Here is a 22,509-nt window from a genome sequence, read left to right on the forward strand (position 1 = left end):
AGATCCGGCACTTTCCCCCACAGCGATCATACTGATCGCTCAAATTTCCGATCGAGGTCACGATGAATCTGCACTTCGAAGAACGCACCGGCACCGACGGCGCCCGCATCGGCATCGCCAGCCTGGATGCCGAAAAGTCGCTGAACGCGCTGTCCCTGCCGATGATCAACGCCCTCAGCGACAAATTGAAAGTCTGGGCCGATGATCCGCAAATTGTCTGCGTATTGCTGCGCGGCAACGGTGCCAAGGCCTTCTGCGCCGGCGGCGAGGTGCGCAGCCTGGTCGAAGCCTGCCGCGCTCATCCCGGCGAAGTGCCGCCACTGGCCGCGCAGTTTTTCAGCGCGGAATATCGCCTGGATTACAGCCTGCACACCTATCCGAAACCGCTGATCTGCTGGGGCCACGGTTACGTGCTGGGCGGCGGCATGGGCCTGTTGCAGGGCGCCAGCACGCGGATCGTCACGCCGAGCAGCCGTCTGGCGATGCCGGAAATCAGCATTGGCCTGTATCCGGATGTTGGCGCCAGCTGGTTTCTCGCACGGCTGCCGGGCAGGCTCGGCTTGTTCCTCGGGCTGACCGGCGCGCACATCAACGGTCGCGATGCGCTGGATCTGGATCTGGCCGACCGCTTCCTGCTCGACGAACAGCAACCGCAACTGATCGAAGGCCTGCTGCAATTGAACTGGCAGGAACAGACCGCCATGCAGCTCAACAGCCTGCTCAAGGCTCTGCAGCAGGAGGCTCTTGAGCAAATGCCCGAAGCGCAATGGCTGCCGCGTCGCCAGCAGATCGACGAATTGCTCGACGTCAGCGACGTCACCTGTGCGTGGAAAGCCATCAGCCTGCACCGTGACAGCAGCGATCCGTTGATTGCCCGCGCGGCGAAAACCATGGCCGAGGGCTCGCCGCTGACCGCGCATCTGGTCTGGCAACAGATCCTTCGCGCGCGGCATATGTCGCTGGCCGAAGTATTCCAGATGGAATACACCCTGAGCCTCAACTGCTGCCGGCACCCGGAATTCAGCGAAGGCGTGCGCGCACGTTTGATCGACAAGGATCAGAAGCCGCACTGGCACTGGCCGGATATCAATAACGTGCCGGATGCGGTGGTCGAGGCGCACTTCCATAAAGTCTGGGAGGGGCGACATCCCTTGGCAGATCTGATCCAGTATTGAGCTGACGCGTTGCTCGCGATGGCGACTGGCTTTCCATCGCGAGCTGGCTCAATCGGGCGCCATACGACTCAGACATTCAGCTCGTAAAACTGGATGATTTCCATCATCGCCCGCTGCGCTTCATCGTCGCCCTTTATCAAAATGTCTTCGACATCCCTCAGTGGCGAAAGCGGGTGCAGACGTTCAGCAATTTGCCCTGCGGTGTAGTCCTGAATCGTTGCTCCTTGGCTGACTCTTATGAAGCCGATAGCGCTTTCACCTGCGGCAAAATGATTGGAAACCCGGATTTTCGGTGCCATGCCGTAATCCACCACGATCACCAGATCATCGCGATCACGGTGAAATTTCAGGTTGTCGATAGTCAGCCTGCGCTCGGAAAAATCGATTCCATCCAGGCCACCTCCGCTGTTGATGATCACATCTCTGCCGAGGCCATCGTATCGGTAGATATCATTTCCAGCGCCGCCGGACAGCGTGTCGTTGCCCGGCCCCCCCAGCAGCAGATCATCACCGGGGCTGCCCGTGAGCATGTCGTCACCCTGCATGCCGCGAATCTCTCCGGCGCCGGTTATCGTGTCGTTGCCACGACCGCCCACCAAGGGAAGTGCTCGTCCGTCTCGCAAGGCAGTGAAACGCGCGGGATTGCTGACGATGACGCCAGTATGAGAAGTGTCGGGCGCGGGGCTCAGCTGACTTGATTCCAAGAGTTGCTTCACACTTACGACCGACCCATCGCCGAACTTTACGAGCTCAATCCCGGCCCCCTCAAGTTCACCGTTGAGGGGCAAGACGATGCGGACTTTCTGCGTCCCGCCCCATTGGATATCGAGAGTCGGATGGAGCATTTTCGCCCTCGGCGGATTGCGGTAAGCCGCGCGACCTGGGTTGGGCTCCGGCTCGACATGGGTGGTTTCTATCAACGCAGCACCCCAGCTCAAGTGCAGTGCATCGCGCTGTGCATCTGCTGGCAGAACGACCGTGTCCTGATCGATCAATCCGAACTCGTCTTTCCACCCCGCTGCGCCAACTTCTGCTCGGTGGAAAACCGGGTTCGGTACATCCGCAATCGTGGTGGTCGCTCCGGCGTGCGCTTGGACGATGTAGGTGTCGGCACCGTCTTCGCCGTAGAGCCAATCGTCACCTGAGCCGCTGAGCAGATAGTCGGCGCCCTCGGAGCCCAGCAAGGTATCGTCCCCTGCCCCTGCGGATAAATACGCGCCCGGTGTTCTGTCACCGACAGTGCCGTAGTCGAGTGGGGAGCCTGCATAAGCGACAATCAGATCATCTCCCGCACCGCCATGAAAAACGTTCTCCACTTCGATATTGACTCGCCCACCGACGTCGTCGCCTTGGACGATTTTGTTTTTGATCGTTGTGCTTTCGATATCCCATCGGAATTCCCTGCGCACCGTTTCGCTCGAACTGAAACTTGCCGCCGGATAGACGTACCAGCCTTCAAGGGCGCCGGACTCCTGCCGGTCTTCAACCAATACATCCCCGATATTGAATGAAAAACCGCTGGCAGAACCGGATCGATAATAGCGAGGCGCCAAGCTTGAGGAGGGCATTGTTCCCTCAGCTTTCACCTGTTTATGTTCGACCCGCGTTGTGGTTTTCGACTGCCTTTCACTGACCACGGCTTGCCCGCCATCAGCTTTCATCCACTGCGGCGTTTCAGACAGTGAACCTGCTTCGACGCTGTGATCGATCAGCTCAGTGTGGGTGGTGTAACCGGTGTCGCTGGTGGTGATATGACTGCGAACCCAGAACCCTTGTTCATTCAGGGTAAAACCAGTGGCGTGTCTGCGGGCGGAGCGTTTTGAATTGATTTGCGCGAGGAATTCCTCGGTCCAGTCAACCGTTTGAACAGATGCCACTGGGCGTGGCTTCGGAGCAGTTACATCGTCTGACTGAAGCGGGTCCTCAACTCTGCTTTCAACGGTTCCTGGGGCGGTTACACCTTCCGGTACGGGTAACTCAGGCACCTCCATCTGCGGCAATGTTTTGTGCAAGACATCGTCATAACCCAGTACCACGCCGTCGCTGAAACTGAATGTGGAGTCCTTCCACTTCTCGTGATTCTTGATGAGTATCGCGTCGCCCATGCCATTGGCCAGTCGCAACACCGTGCCGACGGTAACTTCGATAACGTCGGCCTTCAGGCTTTGCGCGGAAAACCCTGCACCGAACCTGATGATGTTGCGGCCACCAGAATCGGTAACAACATCCAGGCCATCGCCAGTGCCGAAATAATAAATGTCAGCACCCTCCAGCCCGTCCAACACGTCGTGACCGGGACCGCCATCAAACACGTTGTCGCCGGAATCACCGCGAAGGTAGTCCGTGCCTTCTGCGCCCAGCAACGTGTCGTTGCCGGCGCCACCGAGCAACGTGTCGTTACCTGAGCCACCGTCCAGATAATCGGCATTCAGCTCGGTTTCAGCGCTATTTTCGTAATCGCCGGCAAGAATGTCGTCGCCCGCGCCGCCGTACAGTGTGTCGGCACCGAAGCCACCCTGTAAGGTATCGTTTCCTTCGCCGCCCTGAAGCAGGTCATTGTTGATTCCGCCCGGCTGCAGGTCAGACACATCGCCATCCAGGAAATCCGCTCCTGCCCCACCCAGCAGCGTGTCCGACCCCCCCATGCCACGCAGCGTGTCGTCCCCCGCACCGCCATCGAGGAAGTCGTTACCCTGATAACGAACAGGATGGTCAGGGCTATCGCCGATCAGATCGTCATTACCTTCGCCGCCGAAGATCAGATCATCGCCACCGCCGCCCCAGAGCCTGTCGTCACCGGGACCACCGTCTAGCAGATCATCGCCAAAAAAATCTGCGGCGTTACCGTTGACGCCGTCGATTACGTCGTCATCACCCTGCAAAGTGTCGTTGCCAAGGCCGCCATACAACGCGTCGCTGCCACCGTTACCGGCGAGCAAGTCATCACCGCTACCGCCGTCCAGCACATCGTTGCCATGATGCTTGCTGGGTAGCCCCCCGCCCCAATCGAGATTGTCACCGAGCATCGTGTCATCGCCGCTGCCACCGGCCAGGGTGTCGTTCCCTTGCTCGCCTTTGAGCAAATCGTCGTCAGCCCCGCCGTCGAGCAGGTCCTGACCCCAGCCGCCGCTGATGAAGTCCTTGCCACCCTGCCCATACAGCACGTCATCACCGCCCTCGGAGGCACTGTTAATCGAGGCCTTTGAATAGACCGTTCGATGACTGGTGACACCGCCAGCTATGGCGACGTCAGCGCGCTTGACCGCCCAACCCTGTTCCAGCGCACCGGTGGTTTCGTCTCCGGATAAAACGTCGTCGCCAGCGCCGCCGATCAGGGTATCCCGGTCGTTGCCACCGAGCAGAACGTCTCGGGATGCCGTACCGATAAGCAAATCGTCGCCCTGCCCGCCGTCGAGCCAGTCGCCGCGACTTGCCTTGGCCTTGGCGTCACCGTCGGCCATGGCCTTTTCGATTGTCGTCTGCTTGTCGCCGAATACCCGATCGTCTCCAGCCTTGCCGAACAATCGATCAGAACCACCCAGGCCGAGAACAACGTCGTCTGCAGCGGAACCGTAAAGTACGTCGGCCTTGTTGCGCTGTTTTACCTTGGGCAGCAGCACAACGTTGCCCAGCTCATCAAAGGAGGGTTGATCGCCGGGGGTAGTGGGATCAGCGTCTTTGGCTTTCCAGTCGCCCTGAAGTGTCAGATCTGCAACTGTGACCGGCTGCCCCTCATGGTCGGGGAGTAGGATGCCAAGCATCCCGGGCTGGAAGTTCTTGATCACCACCAGATCGCTCTGGCCGTATTTGATGTTGAGCGTGTCTTCAATGAGCGTCAGGGTGATTGCCTGATCCTCGGTAGACCAAATGTTGCTCGAAGGTGTGCGGCGCTTCAGCGTGGGGATCGGCGCGCCGTTGATCCACAGCTGCCCATTGGCGTTGGCATCGAAAATCTCATCAATGCCATCGCCGCTGAAGAACTCGTAGCGGTCACTGCCCTCGCCTCCGATCAAAGTGTCGTTGCCCTTACCTCCGATCAGCACATCATCACCGCCCATTGCGTACAGCGCATCATTGCCATCGCCTCCGCTTAGCGAGTCATTGCCGCGGCCTCCTTCAATGACATCGTTACCCGCCAATCCGGCGATCGAGTCATTTCCCACGCCGCCATACAGATGATCGGCATTGGTGCCGCCGGCGAAAGATCGCCCATCGTCATCACCGAACGTGACCAGCGGGTTCAACACACCGGTGGTCATCCGCGCCTGTTTGCCTGAGGCGAGATCGGCGTAGGAATACTTCTGCAGCGTGTGTTCCCCAAACGAGCCTTGGGTCCGGGCAATCAACCGCGCCAGCATCTGCGCACGATCCACCAGCCACTGCGCGGTGATAAAACCTTCGCCGGTCAACGGATCGTAGAGTTCAAGTTTGCGGCCGGGATAACCGTCGGTTCGCTCTATGACGACTTCGCTGAGTTGCTGTAAGGAGTTGCGCAACGCCAGGCCGAGCGGTGTCTCCTCGCCTGCCAGTTTCGCCCATGCACTCGCATTGCCAAACTCGCCGATTGTTCGGGTGACGATGCTTTGCGACTGCTCTGGGGAAAACGCCGAAAAGAATGCGTAAGCGTTGCTGGCGAAGGTTTCGTTGGTGGTGGGTGTAGCAGCGGAATCGCCATCGTAAGTGCGCTTGAACATGTCGAGAAATTCGTTCTGGCCGTAGCGCAATATCAGGTCGACCACGGCGGCGACAGGTGTGCCTTTCACTACATGCTGGATCAGTGGATTCACACTGCCACTGGCTAGAGCAATGTTGATCTGCTCCGGCACCACTGAAAGCAGACTTTGCAGTGGGTTGATGCCGAAATTGCTGATCGCCGCTCGCAGGCCGACGCTGTAGGAGTCGATGGCGAAGAGAATGTTTTTATAGTCGTCGAGCCGGTTGGCTTTTGCCTGAATGGGTGGGCCGTCATCTTCCGCATCCGGTTCGCCCGCAGAGATCAGTCTCCACGTTTCATAGGGAGGTTTACCGCCCAACAGGCTGAAGCCGACCGTTCCGGACCAACCGGCATTGCGTTTCACGGCGGTATCGTCCTCCCCGCAAACCTCCTTGAACAGTGCCTCGCCAATCGCGCTGGCATCGATTTCAGCGATCTGGCTGATCGACGGAACGGTCCAGGGCGCCAGTTGACCGGCGAGGGATCCTTCCAACAAGGTATTGATGAAATTGGCAGCGACCTGATTGGATGAAAGCTGCATCAGATCTTCATTGAAGATTTGATTCAGCCTCAGTTCGCCTTGGCGCGAGGTGTAACCGCGAATCAGGGCAGAGTAGGCACCGTTTCCACCGTTTGCATCGATGGCCACGGCAAGCCAGAGCCTGGCGTTTTTCAGAACCTCTCCAACCTCTTTATCGGCAGCGAAGACCTCTGAGACTTTTCCGCCAATAATATCGAATAGCTTTTGATACAGGGGAGCGCAGCTAGCCCCTGCTATTTTCAGCGCATCGTACTGAACTCTATCTGAACGCAGCTTTATACCCTTGCAAATATTGGCAGCGGAAAAAATTGCTGTTTTTTCCATATCGCTAAAAACATAACTCATTGTTACTTCCTTGTAATAACAGAGCGTGAAAGATAATCACTGAGATACTTGAGCATCTCAGGTGCTTCGCGTAATGACGCTAGTCCGAGCCCTACGCTACCGTGCCCGCCAGCAAAGTCGAAGTTATCGAGATTGATATTGCAGAAAAAATTCAACTTGCCGAAATCAAGATCTTCCAATTCAGCTCTGCTGAACATTGCCAGTTTCTCGTCAGTCAGCTTTTCTTCGGAAGCCGGGCGAATCAAACCATCGCAGTAAATTAGCCGAGGAGTGCCATCACGCCGCGGCCAGCCGGTAATTACAAACGTTCTAACGGAAACCTCATTCTTGAAGTGCGGCGGAGGTGCATCCAGCCAAATCTCCAGCCCCGGATAATTTTTCAATTTCACAATCAACTCATCCGGCCAGTTGACGTGCCGATAACCGCGCTCATGAGGCTCGGTGGTTTCTTTTCTGGTAAAAAGTCCGGCATTCAATTTATAAAGCCGCCAACTTTTGGGTATCGGCTCCAGGCGCAGATCCTGGTAACGGTGCAGTCCCGCGCCGGTCCACCAGAAAAAACCCTTCAGAGCAATTGCCAGGCAAGCTTTCTTATTCACCATTTCAGGCATGCCAACGTAAAACTCCGGGACCATCGTCTTATCCACATAGGCACCGCCTAATATCGGCACCTGCTTCATGCTCGCCAGCTTGTTCTGACAGGCTTTCTCGTTTGCCTGGTGAATAGCCGCCGACTCGGCGGATTGTTCTTTTTGGATATAAAATTCCGCTACGCAGTAACAGACATACACCAACAGGCCATACTTCAATAACCTTTTGAACCACTTGATCGCCTGCTTACGCCACTTCCTGGACATTTCAACCCTCCCGATCAAACTGCGGAACGGTTGATATATCGTCATGCCCGGACATCGCCCTTTCAAAAATCTCAAAGTATTGGCTCACGCCCGATTTCACACTGAACCGACTTGCCGTCAACTTCGCAGCGCTGGCAAGACCATCGTACTCACCCGCCGATGTCAAAACCTTGCATACATTTTTGGCAATTTCTTGATGATCGAAGAAATCCACCAGCACTCCATTAATCCCATCAACGATCACTTCCTTTACCGGGGCCGTATCCGACGCAATGACCACGCAACCAGACGCCATCGCCTCCAATAACGACCACGACAAAACAAACGGATACGTCAAATAGACATGGACTTTCGAACACTGCAGCACCGCCCGGTAAGTCTGGTAAGAAAGCTTTCCTGTGAAATGCACTCTGGAGTGATCAAAACTTACTTCCGCCTCCATCCTGCGGCGCCAGTTTGCATACCCAACCGGCTTACTCCCATAACTGACGCTATCGCCGCCAACCACGATGACTTGCGCACCCGGGCACTCAGCCTGAATACGCGGGATCGCTCGCATAAAGCTGTGAAAGCCGCGATAAGGCTCAAGGTTTCTCGCGACAAAGGTAACGATCGGCTGCCCGGCTCTGAGCTCGATTCCGTCAGGCAACCTGACGGCCCCGACTTTCGCCCTATCAGAACCTTGTATGACACCCTCGTGAATGACCCGAATAGCCGACCGGTAAGCGGCCGGAAAAAGGCTGCGCTGCCACTGCGTAGGCGAAATTGCGATATCACATTGTTCAAGATTCAAAAGATGCAGCGAATTGAGCACCCGCAGCCGTGACGATTCCGCCGTGGCCCGCGCAAACTCGGGGTCGAAGCCGGAATCGGCGCCCTGCGCTCGATAGTAGTACTCGCAATAGTGGATAAGCGGCGTATCGGGATAGACGTCCTTGGCGAACAGCGTCTCTCCCCATCCGGGATGAGCGAGAATCGCGTCTGGTCGATAACCCGACCGTTTCAGCCTGCTCAGGATTGCGAAAACTCGCTGCCCATCCATCACGGCTTGTTCGTAGCGAATCAGATAGGGGTGTGTATTACCGGGCGCTCGGCTGGTCGCTCGATAGCGATAGATTTTCACCCCGACGACGCCCGGTGCCGTGTCCCGGCCTATCGCCACAACCTCGTCATGCCGGGCCATCGCCGCCAGTACCACATGACGGAACTGACCCGGAAAATTTTGGTGAACAACCAGAAGCTTCATAGCGCTAACGTCCATTTTTCGCCGCTATTGAGCTGAGGATCTCTCGCGTCGTTCGGCATCCACAAACGCTAACAAATGCCACGAAATGAAACTGTAGGACGCTTCCGGGAATCCCTTGGGAGAAGGCGAATGAAACGACTTTTCGACGGGCAAAAAAAAGCGGCGCCTGATGCGCCGCTTGTTTGTTTACGGTTAATTACCAGCGGTTGCCACGGCCGTTGTAGTCACGGCGACCGCTGTGGCGATCGTAGTTGCCGCGGCCACGGTGGTCGTTGTCCCAACCGCCGCGACGGTGGCCGTCCCAACGTCCGCGATCATTGCCGTGCCAGCGACGGCTTTCGTAATAGCGCGGAGCCGGTTGATAGTGACGGGGGGCCTGGTAATAGCGCGGTTGCTGGTAGTACCGCGGCGCTGGCTGGTAATAGCGCGGCTGGGTGTAATAGGTGCCGCCGCTACGGTAATAGGAGCCGCCACCGCTGTAATAGGCTGGTGCGGGTGATGTGTAGACCTCTGACCTGTAGTAGCTGTCTCCGTATGAATATGGGACGCATCCGCCAAGGGAAAAAAGCATCACGGCAAGCAGTACGATTCGGCGATACATGGCGGCCTCCTGGACCGCGGGTTGGCCACACCAGCGACGCTGGCAGGCGACAGTCAACAATTCTGTGACTGTCGAAAAATCAGACAGCGTTTTCCGAATCTGGTGCGTTCCTGCAACAAGTTGAAACAAGTGATTATGAAATCCTGTTTACTTCACGGAGATGAGTTTCAGAGGCGATCATTTGACTGATACCGAGCCGATCAGCAATTTCGCCATCACCACAATCAGCCTCTGCCTCCGGTAGAGGGATGCGATTTCCCTGACACACCGCTGAGTCATATCCCCCGCCATTTCAGGCACAAATCCCGCAGTGTTTTCCCGACCATCCCACTAGAATGCATCCCATCGGGCCACTGCCAACGGATCTGCCATGCCGCTTCGTTCTCCCTTGTACTCGCAACGTTCACTGGTGCTCACCTTGGTCGCCCTGCTCGGCGCCGGGTTTCTCGCCACCTCGCTGTTGAGCTATTTCGCGTCCCGCGCGTCGATCCGCGACAACATCGTCAACACCGAACTGCCGTTGACCTCCGACACGGTCTATTCGGAAATCCAGAAAGATCTGGTCCGGCCGATCCTGATTTCTTCGATGATGTCCCGCGACACGTTCATGCGCGACTGGGTGGTCAACGGCGAACAGAACCCCGAGCAGATGACCCGTTACCTCGACGAAGTCATGACCCATTACGGCGCCTACACCGCATTCTTCGTTTCCAATGCCACGCTCACCTACTACCACGCCAAAGGCGTGCTCAAGCAGGTCAAAATCGAAGAGCCGCGCGATGCCTGGTATTTCCGCGTACGCGACATGCGGGATCCGTACGAGATCAACGTCGACCCGGATCTGGCCAACAAGGACAACCTGACGTTCTTCATCAACTACAAGGTCTACGACTACCACAACCGCTTCATCGGCGCCGCGGGTGTGGGCCTGACCGTGGACGCGGTGATCAAGCTGATCGACAAGTATCAACAGCGCTATCAACGCAGCGTGTACTTCGTCGACACCTTCGGCCGCCTCGTGTTGACCGGTGCCGAGGGCGGCCCGGAAGGCGCGCACATCGGCCAGGGCCTCGGCGAACTGGAAAGCATGAAAAGTCTGGTCAGCCAGTTGCCCAAGCCGCACAGCGGCAGTTACGAATACTCCACCCACGGCCAGGGACATTTTCTCAACGTGCGGTTTATTCCCGAGTTGAACTGGTACCTGTTCGTCGATAAACGCGAGGACGGCGCGCTGAGCGAAATCCGCCAGTCGCTGTATCTCAACCTGCTGATCTGCCTGCTGGTGACGCTGATAGTTCTGGCGCTGCTCAATCGGGTGATCAAACGCTTCCAGGCAAAGATTCAGGCGCATGCCACCCTCGACAGCCTCACCGAACTGCCGAATCGACGCGGCTTCGACATTCTTGCCGCACAGGCACTGCACGAGGCTCAACGCGAAACCCGGCCGCTGACCGCTTTGCTGCTTGACCTCGACCACTTCAAGACGTTGAACGATACTTACGGGCACATGGCCGGCGATCAGGTGTTGATCGGGTTCGCCCGCGATCTGCAAAGTTGCCTGCGCCATGCCGATATCGTCTGCCGCTGGGGCGGTGAAGAATTCATCGTTCTGTTGAAAGACACCGACGGCGAGACCGCGCAGAAAATCGCCGAAAAAATCCGTCAGCACGTCGAGCAACACGAATATGCCTACGACGGCCACAGCCTGCATCTGACGGTGAGCATCGGCGCCACCACCGTGCAACGCGATGACACCTTGCACAGCCTGCTGTCCCGGGCCGATCATGCGATGTACCGCGCCAAGCAATCCGGGCGCAACCGCACCTGCATGGAAATGCCGCACTCGACCTATGCCTGATCTCAACGTCAAACCCGAACACTGCCCTGCGTGTGGCGCCCGCAACGACTGCAGCCTCGCCGACCCGCGCACCGCCGACCGCGAATGCTGGTGTTACGGCGTAACCATCGATCCGGCAGTGCTCGAGGCGCTGCCGTTCGAGCTGCGCAATCAAGCCTGCCTGTGCCCGCGCTGCGCGCAGGTCGAAGCGCAACTGCAAGCAGGCCGGCGGCCGATCCCGTAAGATGCGCGACCCTTTTTACGTTGAATTCTGACCATGCGCGTCGACCGTTTCCTCAGCAATCTGCCCCGCTACAACCGTCAGCAGGTTCGCCTGTTGCTGGTGGAAAAGCGCGTGCGGATTGACGGAAAAATCGTCAGCGACCCGCACAGTGAGGTACTGGAATTCAGCCGGGTCGAAATCGACGATGAGGTGCTGCAAAGCGGCAAACCGGCGCGCTATTTCATGCTGCATAAACCGCCGGGTTGCGTCAGCGCCACCCGCGATCCGCAGCATGCGACCGTGCTCGACCTGCTCGATGAACCGGACAAGGAAGAGCTGCACATCGCCGGGCGTCTGGACTTCAATACCACCGGGCTGATGCTGATCACCAACGACGGCGCCTGGTCGCGGCGACTGACGCAGCCGCAAACCAGACTGCCGAAGGTCTATTACGTCGAAACCGAGCAGGACATCGACGCAGGCTACGCGCTGAAATTTGCCGAGGGCATCTACTTCGCTTTCGAGGATCTGACCACGCAACCGGCGCATCTGGAGCTGCTCGGTCCACGCTCGGCGCGGCTGAGCATCGTTGAAGGCCGCTACCATCAGGTCAAGCGCATGTTTGGTTTCTTCAACAACAAAGTGCTGCGCCTGCATCGCGAATCCATCGGTGAACTGGCCCTCGACCACGCGCTAAAACCGGGCGAGTACCGCGTTTTACGCACCGAAGAGATCCATTTGTGCTAAGCCCGCTACCACTCAGCCGAAGTTGTCGAACAATTTACCAACCGCACTTGCGTGATCCTGGCTCCCCTGCTTGAATCAGGACGTCGGCCGAAATGTGACCGATTAGTCACCACATACTTCCAAGAAACTTTTTGTCGGTCGTCTGCCCTTAGGGGCTGCGCCTCAGCCGGCAATCTGCCCGCCAATAACAACACCCGTCGACCTGCCGTACCGGATCGACATGGGCCAGCACATTCCAGGCGTATGCCTACCTGTCACAAAGCTCGTGCAATCTCGATTGCGCGCATACCCGCTTGCTTGCCAGGAGTCTTATGACATGAGGCCAGAAATCGCTGTGCTGGATATACAGGGTCAGTATCGGGTTTACACGGAGTTCTATCGCGCAGACGCCGCAGAAAAGACCATCATCCTGGTCAACGGCTCGATGGCCACGACTGCGTCGTTTGCACAGACCGTGAAAAACCTGCACCCGCAATTCAACGTGGTCTGCTACGACCAGCCCTACGCGGGCCGGTCAAAAGCCCACAACCGGCATGAGAAACATCTGACGAAGGAAGTCGAAGGGCAGATTCTTCTGGAGCTGATCGACCACTTTGCTGCCGAGCACGTGCTGTCCTTCTCCTGGGGCGGTGCGGCAACATTGGTCGCCCTCGCCCAGCAGCCCCGGCGTATCGAAAAAGCCGTGATCAGCTCGTTTTCACCGGTGATCAATGCGCACATGCTCGATTACCTCGAGCGCGGCGTCGACTACCTCGGCAGCCGCGACGGCGACCGGGTCGGCCATCTGGTCAATAACACCATCGGCAAACACCTGCCGTCTCTTTTCAAGCGCTTCAACTATCGCCACGTCAGCAGCCTCGCCGAGCATGAATACGGGCAGATGCACTTTCACATCAACGATGTGCTGCACAGCGATCGACAGTGCTATCTGAACGCGGCGAAAAAGATCAACGTGCCGGTGCTGTTTCTCAACGGTGAATGGGACGAATACACCGCCGCCGAGGATGCGCGACTGTTCGGCAACCACGTCGCCCACAGCAGCTTCACCACCCTGCAAGCCACCGGGCACTTCCTCGACATGGAGCACAAAGCCGCCTGCCGCGACAGCCAGAACGCCCTGCTCGGCTTTCTGAAACCCGCGCCGCAAGCCAGCCGAACGCGCTACTCGTTTGTGCAGGATCAACATGCAATGGCCATTTGAAACCGCGTCATCGCGGGCAAGGCTGCAAGCCTGAGGTGCCTTACTGCACCGGCGCAGCACTTGCTCGCGATCGACCGATTTCTGCGTGGCAAAGCCATGACGAAGAAAAGAAAACTTCAAATCCGTGGCCGAGTCTGGTACAAAGTCAGCCGCTCTGAGCGGGTATAGTTTAGTGGTAGAACGAAAGCTTCCCAAGCTTTAGATGAGGGTTCGATTCCCTCTACCCGCTCCACCGAATATTGATCTCGCGTTGGGTTGTCTGACGGGGGATGCAGGAATAGAAAAACCGGCCTTGATGGCCGGTTTTTTTGTGTCTGGAATTTGGTGAAAGACGATTTCCAAGGAAAAGCATTTAGCTCCAAAAAAAAACCCAGCGACTCTGAAAATCATCCAGAGAAGGATCGATATCAACGTCGCCCTCCTTCGTTGTAGCGGCGGCCACGTTCGCTCATCCAGTCGCAATGACTGGTTGAGCGATGCGCTGCCGTTTTGCCGCGTTAAACCTCATGGCAAAACACTGCAACACAACCATCTCTCCTAGAAATATGCACGGCCTAGACTGGATTGACCACCTGGCCGGACTGCAGCAATGGCTGCACGGTGGAAAGTCTATTGATCTACGGAGTTCAGTAGGTATAGTAACCACCAAGCACACCACAAGGAGGTGTTGTGAATAGCCGTTTTTTAATCGGACAACTCGTGGCAGACGGGTGGTTTCTGGTGCGCATCCGGGGCAGCCATCATCACTTCAAGCATCCAACCAAACCTGGACTGGTAACAGTGCCGCATCCGAAAAAGGATCTGCTCAAAAAAACAGCCGTCAGTATTTTGCAACAGGCCATGCTCTGAATCCGTTCTCAGCATGGCCATGGAGGATCACGAACATGCTTTACCCGATTGCGATTTCAATAGGCGACGAGGAACACGCCTGGGGAGTTGAGGTGCCGGACCTTCCCGGTTGTTTTTCTGCCGGCGAAGACCTTGATGACGCCGTCGCCATGGCGCGCGAGGCGATCGAAGGTCATTTCGAAATTCTGGCAGACGACGATGCGCCGATTCCACCGGCCAGCAAATTGAGCCTGCATGTCGCCAATCCGAAGTACGCCGGATGTGCGTGGGCGGTAGTGGATATCGACGTAGTCAAATACCTAGGCAAAGCACAGAAGCTCAACATCACTCTGCCAGGGCATTTGCTCAATCGCATTGATGAATACGTCTTGCATCATCCAGAGGAGAAAAGCCGATCGGGGTTTCTGGCTTCGGCGGCGTTGAAAGTTTTGCAGCAAGGTTAAAAATTCTTACCGAAAACCGGCTCTCAGTAGCCGGTTTTTTCATGTCTGACGTTTGCGCCAATGCATCCAGTACATGTCTTGAAATTCAATGTTGAACGCCTGTCCGAGAGGCACATTCAAGATTGCCTCTCCACTCAGTAACGACTAGCATCTCCCATATCGGGAGGAGGCATGGATGCGGATAATTGCAAGAGCGACGCTAAGACAATTTTGGGAAAGCACACCAGCTTATTCTGATGCTCAGACACCTCTCGTTGAATGGTACCGCCACATGGAGAAGGCGATTTATCGAACTCCGCAAGAGGTTAAAGCTGAGCTGCGAACGGCTAGCGTCCTCAAGGGAGCCAGGGTGGTACTCAATATCGGCGGGAATAAATATCGAGTGATTCTGGCGATCGACTACCAACGGCAACTCGGCTTTATCCGCTTCGTTGGGACTCACGCTCAATACGACCAGATCAACGCGGAGACCGTTTAATGAACATCAGACCCATTCGTAGCCCGGAAGACCTGAGCGCAGCATTGCTGCGCATGGAACAGCTGTGGGGTGCAGAAATCGACTCGCCGGAGGGCGATGAGTTGGAAATTCTCGCTCTGCTGATCGAAAAGTATGAGGAGCAGCATTTTTCGATGCCGCCTTCTGATCCCATTGAAGCCATCAAATTTCGTATGGATCAGCAAGGTTTGACACCGCGGGATCTTGAGCCCTTTATTGGCACAAGTGGCCGCGTTTCGGAGGTGCTGAACCGCAAACGCAAGCTGAGTCTGGCGATGATCAAACGTCTGCACGATGGCTTGCGTATTCCTTATGAATGCCTGCTCGCCAGTGTCTGAAGAAAATATATCGCACGAAAAACCGGTCGCAACGACCGGTTTCTTTTTACTCGGAAATCAACGCCGGCTAACCCACCGGCACCACATTATCCAAAACCTGATTCACCGCCAGTTCGCCCAGCATGACGACCTGGGCGATGCCGAGCAGGGTTTTGCGCTGGCTGCCGTCGAGCAAGGCAGCGAAATCGCCGAGCATGACGCTGGCCGAGCCGAGGGATTCGCTGGCGTTGACCAATAGCGACTCGGTGTCGGTGCTCGGGTTGACCTGGAACATGCTGCTGGTCTGGTACGGCGGTGGAGTGGTTTTCGGTGGGATGAGATAGTGGTCGAGGGCGCGTTCGGCGGCTTCGTGGAGTTTTTTTGAGTCGAGGGACTCGTACGGAGAGGCCGGGTCGGTTTCCGGCGGATTTGGCGTTACCTTGAACATGGAATCTTCCTGTAGTGGTAACTGCGACCATCCCGCTGCTATACGAAAGGGTGGCAGCTGTACGCAAGTTAGCAGACCGGTAGGAAGTCCAAAACCCGGCGCACCCGAGGGTGCCATGCGCACAGCCACCATCAAGTGCAGGCGAAGCCTGACTGGAAGGTACATGTGCAACCGTTGGTCAATCCTGGCCGGGCTGCTAAACCCGATCACTGGAAATCAGTGACGCGAACCAAGTTACCGACCGCCCTCCAGACGCACAAGCCGGCGGATTCTGGCGTACCGGTAGGCAGCGGCGCAAGGATTTGTAGGCATTGGGACGTAACGTGATTCGACTTTAAACAGCCATGGCGCGCCACGTGTAAAAGCGCTGGGAAAAGAGAAATTTCTCCGACACATTCAACGCAAACGCATTGAAAGGACACCGTCAACATGACGCAAAACATCTACGATGATCCCGAGTTCTTCCACGGCTACAGCCAGATGAATCGCTCGATCGGCGGCCTCGATGCCGCCCCGGAATGGCCAGCGCTCAAGGCATTGCTGCCGGTCATGCACGGTCTGAATGTGGTTGATCTGGGGTGCGGGTATGGCTGGTTCAGCCGCTGGGCAGTCGAGCAAGGCGCGGCCAGCGTGCTGGGGCTGGACGTCTCCGAGAGGATGCTCGACCGCGCACGGCAATCGACGACCGTCGCGAATGTGCGCTATGAACGCGCCGACCTCGAACACCTCGCCTTGCCCGCCTGCAGTTTCGACCTCGCCTACAGCTCGCTAGCACTGCACTACATAACAGATCTCCCGGGGTTGTTCGCGCAACTGTATGCCGCACTCAAACCGGGTTCGCATTTTGTCTTTTCAATTGAACATCCGATTTTCATGGCGCCACGCAATCCGGGTTGGCTGATCGACAACGAAGGTCGCAAGCGCTGGCCGCTGGAAAGCTATCAGATGGAAGGCGAGCGGGTGACGAATTGGTTGGCCGACGGCGTGATCAAGCAGCATCGGACCGTGGGCACGTTGCTCAATACGTTGATCGCAGCGGGTTTCAATATTCGTCACGTCAATGAGTGGGGACCGAGTGACGAAGAGGTCGCAGCGCAACCGGCGTTGGCCGAAGAACGCGAGCGGCCGATGATGATGCTGGTGGCAGTGCAGCGATGATCGGGTTTCATGCTCCGAAAGGCCCCTCACCCTAACCCTCTCCCGAGGGAGAGGGAACCGACCGGGTTGCTTTCGAGAGATGCGCCGACCTGAGATAACGTGGCGAACTCAAGAAACTTAGAGGCGTGATTCAGCGAGTCGCAACAATAAACAAACGCGGAAACGGCAACAGCACCGAGCCGTCGGCCAGCTCTGGATAAGCCTCTGCAACCACCGCGAGATATTGCTGCAGATACTGCGCCCGCTCCTCCTCGGTCAACGGGCTCAGAAAAGGAATCAAACCACTGCCCTTGAACCACTCAACCACCCCCGCCGCTCCGTCCGCCAGTGGATGATGATAAGTCGTGCGCCACACATCGACCCGCGTGCAGTGCGGCCGCAGCATCGAAAAGTACTCGCTGGCACTTGCCATGTCGGTACGCTGTCCCGCAGCGCCTGCAAGCTTGCTCGCCCACGGTCCATCCGCAGCGACTTCGCGCATCAAGCGGTGGGACGGTTCGTTGAGGTTGTCCGGCATCTGGATCGCCAGGCTGCCGCCCTCTGAAAGCTTGCTCGCCAGAGCCGGCAGCAACGAATGGTGATCAGGCACCCACTGCAACACCGCATTGGCGAAGATCACATCGAACGGACCTTGGTCAGCCCATTTGTCGATCTCGGCCACCTGAAACTGCAAATCTGGCAAGCGCTTGCGCGCGGCGGCAATCATGTCTGCCGAACTGTCGAGGCCGCTGACCCTTGCCTCAGGAAACCGCTGCACCAGCAACTCGGTGGAATTGCCCGGCCCGCAACCAATGTCCACCACCGCCCGCGCCTGCGCCGTGGGTATTGCCGCCAACAGATCTCGGGCCGGGCGGGTGCGTTCATCTTCGAAAGCGACGTATTGCTTGGCAGACCAACTCATTGCGTTCTCCTGTCGGGGCATGGCTTGCAATCGGGAAATGCAGCTCGCCATACCATACAGCGATCAGGCCAATGAGCTCGCTTCGCGTTCAGCGTCCGGTCCCGTTATTTGTAATTAGAATTTTCAGCGCAACGCCGATGTCTGAATTTCAGGCTCCCAAAACAAGGACTTCCATCATGAAATTCGCCAAGATTGCCCAGAAACTTGCCCTGTGGGCCGGTAGCCCGAAGACGTTCATGGGGGCGTTGATTCTGATCGGGTTGTGGGGGTTGAGCGGGCCGATTTTTGGTTACAACGACACGTGGCAGCTGATCATCAATACCTCGACGACGATCATCACGTTTCTGATGGTGTTCCTGATTCAGAACACGCAGAACCGCGATACCGACATTCTGCATTTGAAACTCGATGAGCTGCTGCGGGTGAACAAGGAGGCGCAGAACGCGATGCTCGGGCTGGAGGCGCTGGATCTGAAACAGCTGGAAGCGCTGCGCCGGCATTACCGCGCATTGGGTGAGAATCAGGTGTTTGACCTAGAGGGGCTGGGTGACAAGAGCAAGCCCAAGCAGGATTTGAACGAGTGCTGAACAAATCCAGGGTGTAAACACACTTGTGGGAGCGAGCCTGCTCGCGAAGATGGATGGTCAGTCAAAACCTCATTGACTGACACACAACTTTCGCGAGCAGGCTCGCTCCCACAGGCTACCCATCGCATTTCAACTGAAGGTCTCGGTCGCGTTGCAATAATGCAGCGAACTCAGCGACTGGCCTGCAACGCGCGGGCCTTCTCCAGATGACTTTGCAATTTCGGCAAGGTCTCATCGGCAAACGCTTTGATCTCAGGCACGTCGGTGGTCTGTGCCTGTTGTTCGATCTGGGTAATCGCCTCTTCGGTGGCTTTGACCTGACTGGCGGCATAGGCCTGATCGAAGGTTGCGCCGTCCTTCACTTCCGGCATCAACTCTTTGGCCTTGTCGGCTAGTTCTTCGCGGGGCGCAACCGGCAGGTCGAGTTTCTTGGCGATTTTCGCCAGGTGCTGGTTGGCAGTGGTGCGGTCGTTGATGACGACGATGGTGTAATCCTTGACCTCTTTCGATTCGGTCTTGCCGTGTGCCAGACGGCTGGCTTCGATGTCGGCCATGCCTTTGGCGGAGGCATCGTTGATGAATTCGGCAGGCGACTGGGCGAACGCAGTGCTGGCGCACAGGCCCAGCAGGGTTGCAAAACTGACGTTACGTAAACGGGTGGCCATCCGGCTCATGGTCGCGCCCTCCTTCGTTGAAAATTCAAGCGGGCCATGTTTCACCCGCTGCTCGAAATATCGCGGCGGACAAGCGTCCGCCTCACTTAGGAATGCTTTGACGGTCAAAGGTTTAGAAAAACCGCCTCGGGCGCGACGAACGGTGCTTGCTCAACATCAGCCCTTGTTCGGCATCAACCCCGGGAGCGCGTGCACCAGCGCATTGATGGCAAAACCGATAAACATCACGCCGCACAAACGGGTGATCAGCAGTTCGTGACGCTGATACACCGTACGCACTCGCTGCGCGCCAACCACACCGATGAGAATGGCGTAAGCCAGCGCCCCGCCGATGAAACTCAGGACGATCAGCGCAGGCAGCATCGACCAGTTGAGCAACTCGGCACGGCTCGACAGCAGCGCGGTGAAGGTCGCCACCGCTACCGGGTACGCCTTGGGATTGGTCAGGCCGAAGACGATGCCGTGCCAGAACGGCTGGCGCGCCGCGCCTTGCGCCTCGTCGCCATTGCGACGCTGGGCACGCACCGCACGCCAGCCGAGCCAGAACAGGTATAACGCGCTGAGCACGCCGAGTACGTCGAATGCGGTGCTGCCGATTTCCCGCGCGCCGACGATCGCCACCAGCGCGGTGCTGCACCAGATCACATCGCCGAGCAGGTGCCCACAGAGAAACCCCGCCCCGGCCCGCCGCCCGTGCGCCGCGCCAATCCCGAACACCGCCAGCACACCCGGCCCCGGCGTGATCCCGTAGATGAAACCCGAAGCCAGAACGGCCAACAGCAATGATGGAGTCATGGAAAACCTGCAAGCGCCAGAATACGTGGCACAAAGTCTATATCAGGCGATCACGTCCGATCACTGCGCGTCGTGAAAACGCCAGTCACATGCCCTTGAAACCTTGCGGCAACACGTACGTTTTGCCGTCGTAGCGCAACGTGGTCAGCACTGGCTTTTCGTGGGTGGTCTTCATTTCGCAGCTGTCAGGTGGTCCCTCACCGGCCAGGCCCGTGGTGACTGAGCGGACAATGATATCGGCATAACCATGGGCACCGGTTTTGCCCATCTCGAGCGTGCGCACCGTCTCCGAGCGCTCGCCCGCGCAGTTGCCATCCCATTCGCCGCTGAAGCTGTAGACGACCAAGCGATCCAGCACCGGGCGCAACTTGTCGCCCTCTTTCACATAGAGCGACAGCAACGTTTCATCCAGCGGATTGACGCGTGAGGAGCCTTTGAAATGGGCGCGTACGCCGAATGCACGCAGGTCGGGCGTGAGTTTATAGCGCGCGGTATCCAGCTCCAGACTCTCCAGCGCGATGGCATCGGAGAGAAACGCCGACGGCTGATGATAGGTCGCCAGCGGTTGGGCACTGCCTGCCGAGATGACGGCCAAATCGAGATTGTATGAACCCACCCTGCCGCCGTCGGCATTGACGGGATCGGGCACGAACGTCGAAAGCGCGGTAATCGTCAACTGCGAATAAGCCGGCCAGTCCTTGCACAGAGAAAAATCCACTTCTGCGCTGACCGCGGGCCGCGTGCAATCGGCCCACGCCTGCCCAGTCATTAACCATCCGTAGAGCACCGCAGCGCTGATCCACATGGACTTCATTGTCAATTCCTGCTCCTTGAAGATATTTCCAGGCGAGCACTATCCCTTTCTGCATCGGAGGATTCAACAGATCAGGCCAGCCAGTCTTCTCATGCGTCTGAAGTCGGAATTCGCGAGCAGGCTCGCTCCCACAGGAGAGCGCATTCCAAATGTGGGAGCGAGCCGACTGGCGAAGGCGTCATCACAGACGCCGCCAATCTCAATACTTGTCCAGCGTCCGCAACTTCTGCGGCAAGCCCCACAGCAGCAATGCTGCAGCAATCAGCGCGGCGACGCCGATGACGTACAGCGCCGGGGTGGTGCTGCCGGTGAGGTCCTTGATGCGTCCGACCATGACCGGGCTGACGATCCCGCCGAACTGCCCCAGGGTATTGATCACCGCGATCCCGCCTGCCGCGCCGGCACCGGCACCTGCGAGCAACTTCGGTGGCAGGGTCCAGAAGCTCGGGATCGAAGCGATGATGCCCGCACCGAGCAGCCCGAGCGCGACGATCAGGAATGTCGTGTGGCTGGCGAAGATCCCCGCGCTGAAGAAGCCGATCGCGCCGACGATCACCAGCCCGGCGACGAACTTGCGCCGCTCACCGGTGGCGTCTGACAAGCGTCCGATCACGACCATGCTGATCGCCCCGCAGATGTACGGGATGCCGGTCAGCAGGCCGATCATCACCGGGCTTTCGGTGCCGGCGCTGCGGATTAATTGTGGCGCCCAGAAATTCAGGCCGTAGGACGCGACCTGGATCAGGAAGTAAATCAAACCCAACGTCAGGAAACCGGGGATTTTCAGCGCCGCGAGCAATGAGCCGCCGCTTTTGTGCGGCTCGTGATGGGCGATGCGGCTGGAAAGCAATTTCTTCTCGTCAGCGGTCAGCCAGTGCGCATCCTCGATGCGGTCTTTGAGCTGGGTGAGCACGAGAAAACCGAGCGCGATGCACGGCACGCCACCGAGCAGGAACAACCAGTGCCAGCCGCGCATCTGCAATACGCCGTCGAGGTGTTGCAGCACCAGCCCGGAGAACGGCGCGCCGACCAGTCCGGCGAATGCCGAGGCGAGAAACAGCATCGATGTGATGCGGCCACGGAAGTGCTGTGGAAACCAGAGTGTCAGGTAATACAGCACGCCGGGGGCGAACCCGGCTTCCATCGCGCCGATGACAAAGCGCAGCGCATAGAACTGCCATTCGCTGTTGACGAAGACCATCGCCGCCGTCGCCACGCCCCACGACATCATGATCCGCGCAATCCAGCGCCGCGCGCCGACCTTGTACAGCATCATGTTGCTCGGCACTTCGAACAGCACGTAACCGACCACGAACAGCCCGGCGCCGAGGCCGTACGCGGTGTCGCTCAGGCTCAGGTCGGTCTGCAACTGGAATTTGGCGAAGCTGATGTTGATGCGATCGAAAAAGGCGAACAGGTAGCAGACCATGATCAGCGGCATCAAGCGCCAGGCGACTTTGCTGACCAGGGCTTTCTCGGCGTCGTGATCGACGGACGGACTCACGCCCGCCTCCATTACATTGAGGCTCATAGCTTTTCT

The 22,509-nt window shown here is 57.7% G+C and carries 21 protein-coding genes and 1 tRNA gene; 12 read left to right on the forward strand and 10 right to left on the reverse strand.

The genetic code is table 11. The annotated features are described in order from the left end of the window. Positions 1-62: 62 nt before the first annotated feature. Complete coding sequence (locus AEQ63_RS07700) at positions 63-1,175, forward strand: enoyl-CoA hydratase/isomerase family protein (protein WP_064362591.1); 1,113 nt, start codon at positions 63-65, stop codon at positions 1,173-1,175. 68 nt (positions 1,176-1,243) lie between these two features. Here the strand turns inward: AEQ63_RS07700 and AEQ63_RS07705 are convergent, their stop codons facing one another. From AEQ63_RS07705 to AEQ63_RS07720, 4 genes are all read right to left on the reverse strand, one after another. Next, positions 1,244-6,775 (reverse strand): calcium-binding protein, encoded by a 5,532-nt coding sequence (locus AEQ63_RS07705; RefSeq protein ID WP_064362593.1) that lies wholly within the window; start codon positions 6,773-6,775, stop codon positions 1,244-1,246. Between the two features lie 2 nt (positions 6,776-6,777). Continuing rightward, positions 6,778-7,632, reverse strand: coding sequence for a hypothetical protein (locus AEQ63_RS07710; RefSeq protein ID WP_064362595.1), 855 nt, complete (start codon positions 7,630-7,632; stop codon positions 6,778-6,780). Position 7,633: 1 nt separating this feature from the next. Further along, the gene (locus AEQ63_RS07715; protein WP_064362597.1) at positions 7,634-8,878 is read right to left on the reverse strand and encodes a glycosyltransferase family 4 protein; all 1,245 of its coding nucleotides are present in this window, start codon (positions 8,876-8,878) and stop codon (positions 7,634-7,636) included. 196 nt (positions 8,879-9,074) lie between these two features. Beyond that, a complete protein-coding gene (locus AEQ63_RS07720) occupies positions 9,075-9,479 on the reverse strand; it encodes a hypothetical protein (RefSeq protein WP_039760873.1) in 405 nt (134 codons plus the stop codon). Positions 9,480-9,849: 370 nt separating this feature from the next. Here AEQ63_RS07720 and AEQ63_RS07725 point away from each other — a divergent pair, with 370 nt between their 5' ends. The 9 genes from AEQ63_RS07725 to AEQ63_RS07765 all read left to right on the forward strand — a co-directional run bounded on the left by AEQ63_RS07725 (position 9,850) and on the right by AEQ63_RS07765 (position 15,613). After that, a complete protein-coding gene (locus tag AEQ63_RS07725) occupies positions 9,850-11,337 on the forward strand; it encodes a sensor domain-containing diguanylate cyclase (RefSeq protein ID WP_042608152.1) in 1,488 nt (495 codons plus the stop codon). Beyond that, positions 11,330-11,560, forward strand: a complete 231-nt coding sequence (locus AEQ63_RS07730) for a cysteine-rich CWC family protein (RefSeq protein ID WP_064362599.1) — start codon at positions 11,330-11,332, stop codon at positions 11,558-11,560. The genes AEQ63_RS07725 and AEQ63_RS07730 overlap by 8 nt, the downstream gene beginning before the upstream one ends. Before the next feature lie 33 nt (positions 11,561-11,593). Then, entirely contained in the window at positions 11,594-12,286 is a 693-nt protein-coding gene (locus AEQ63_RS07735; RefSeq protein WP_064362601.1) for a pseudouridine synthase, read from the forward strand. A gap of 316 nt (positions 12,287-12,602) precedes the next feature. Beyond that, positions 12,603-13,487, forward strand: coding sequence for an alpha/beta fold hydrolase (locus AEQ63_RS07740; RefSeq protein WP_064362603.1), 885 nt, complete (start codon positions 12,603-12,605; stop codon positions 13,485-13,487). Between the two features lie 158 nt (positions 13,488-13,645). After that, a tRNA-Gly gene (locus AEQ63_RS07745) sits at positions 13,646-13,719 on the forward strand. Positions 13,720-14,156: 437 nt separating this feature from the next. Next, positions 14,157-14,336, forward strand: a complete 180-nt coding sequence (locus AEQ63_RS27100) for a type II toxin-antitoxin system HicA family toxin (RefSeq protein ID WP_082367752.1) — start codon at positions 14,157-14,159, stop codon at positions 14,334-14,336. Between the two features lie 35 nt (positions 14,337-14,371). Further along, a complete protein-coding gene (locus tag AEQ63_RS07755; protein WP_064362606.1) occupies positions 14,372-14,779 on the forward strand; it encodes a type II toxin-antitoxin system HicB family antitoxin in 408 nt (135 codons plus the stop codon). 175 nt (positions 14,780-14,954) lie between these two features. Beyond that, the gene (locus AEQ63_RS07760; protein ID WP_064362608.1) at positions 14,955-15,257 is read left to right on the forward strand and encodes a type II toxin-antitoxin system HigB family toxin; all 303 of its coding nucleotides are present in this window, start codon (positions 14,955-14,957) and stop codon (positions 15,255-15,257) included. Then, positions 15,257-15,613 (forward strand): helix-turn-helix domain-containing protein, encoded by a 357-nt coding sequence (locus AEQ63_RS07765; RefSeq protein WP_064362609.1) that lies wholly within the window; start codon positions 15,257-15,259, stop codon positions 15,611-15,613. The genes AEQ63_RS07760 and AEQ63_RS07765 overlap by 1 nt, the downstream gene beginning before the upstream one ends. 67 nt (positions 15,614-15,680) lie before the next feature. Here AEQ63_RS07765 and AEQ63_RS07770 read toward each other — a convergent pair whose 3' ends face one another. Beyond that, complete coding sequence (locus tag AEQ63_RS07770; RefSeq protein ID WP_064362610.1) at positions 15,681-16,040, reverse strand: DUF6124 family protein; 360 nt, start codon at positions 16,038-16,040, stop codon at positions 15,681-15,683. Positions 16,041-16,469: 429 nt separating this feature from the next. Here AEQ63_RS07770 and AEQ63_RS07775 point away from each other — a divergent pair, with 429 nt between their 5' ends. Further along, positions 16,470-17,198 (forward strand): class I SAM-dependent methyltransferase, encoded by a 729-nt coding sequence (locus tag AEQ63_RS07775; protein ID WP_064362611.1) that lies wholly within the window; start codon positions 16,470-16,472, stop codon positions 17,196-17,198. A 130-nt stretch (positions 17,199-17,328) separates the two neighbouring features. Here AEQ63_RS07775 and tam read toward each other — a convergent pair whose 3' ends face one another. Beyond that, entirely contained in the window at positions 17,329-18,099 is a 771-nt protein-coding gene (gene tam / locus AEQ63_RS07780) for a trans-aconitate 2-methyltransferase (protein WP_064362613.1), read from the reverse strand. A 176-nt stretch (positions 18,100-18,275) separates the two neighbouring features. Between tam and AEQ63_RS07785 the strand changes: the two genes are divergently transcribed. Continuing rightward, the gene (locus AEQ63_RS07785; protein WP_016771301.1) at positions 18,276-18,686 is read left to right on the forward strand and encodes a low affinity iron permease family protein; all 411 of its coding nucleotides are present in this window, start codon (positions 18,276-18,278) and stop codon (positions 18,684-18,686) included. A 170-nt stretch (positions 18,687-18,856) separates the two neighbouring features. Here AEQ63_RS07785 and AEQ63_RS07790 read toward each other — a convergent pair whose 3' ends face one another. From AEQ63_RS07790 to AEQ63_RS07805, 4 genes are all read right to left on the reverse strand, one after another. Beyond that, positions 18,857-19,360 (reverse strand): DUF4142 domain-containing protein, encoded by a 504-nt coding sequence (locus AEQ63_RS07790; protein ID WP_042608160.1) that lies wholly within the window; start codon positions 19,358-19,360, stop codon positions 18,857-18,859. A gap of 156 nt (positions 19,361-19,516) precedes the next feature. Then, complete coding sequence (locus AEQ63_RS07795; protein WP_064362615.1) at positions 19,517-20,155, reverse strand: LysE family translocator; 639 nt, start codon at positions 20,153-20,155, stop codon at positions 19,517-19,519. 85 nt (positions 20,156-20,240) lie between these two features. Continuing rightward, entirely contained in the window at positions 20,241-20,975 is a 735-nt protein-coding gene (locus AEQ63_RS07800; protein WP_082367755.1) for a hypothetical protein, read from the reverse strand. A 193-nt stretch (positions 20,976-21,168) separates the two neighbouring features. After that, entirely contained in the window at positions 21,169-22,500 is a 1,332-nt protein-coding gene (locus AEQ63_RS07805; protein ID WP_064362619.1) for an MFS transporter, read from the reverse strand. Positions 22,501-22,509: the final 9 nt, after the last annotated feature.

Source organism: Pseudomonas sp. RIT-PI-o (assembly GCF_001297215.1).
In the GTDB taxonomy this organism is placed as follows: domain Bacteria; phylum Pseudomonadota; class Gammaproteobacteria; order Pseudomonadales; family Pseudomonadaceae; genus Aquipseudomonas; species Aquipseudomonas moraviensis_A.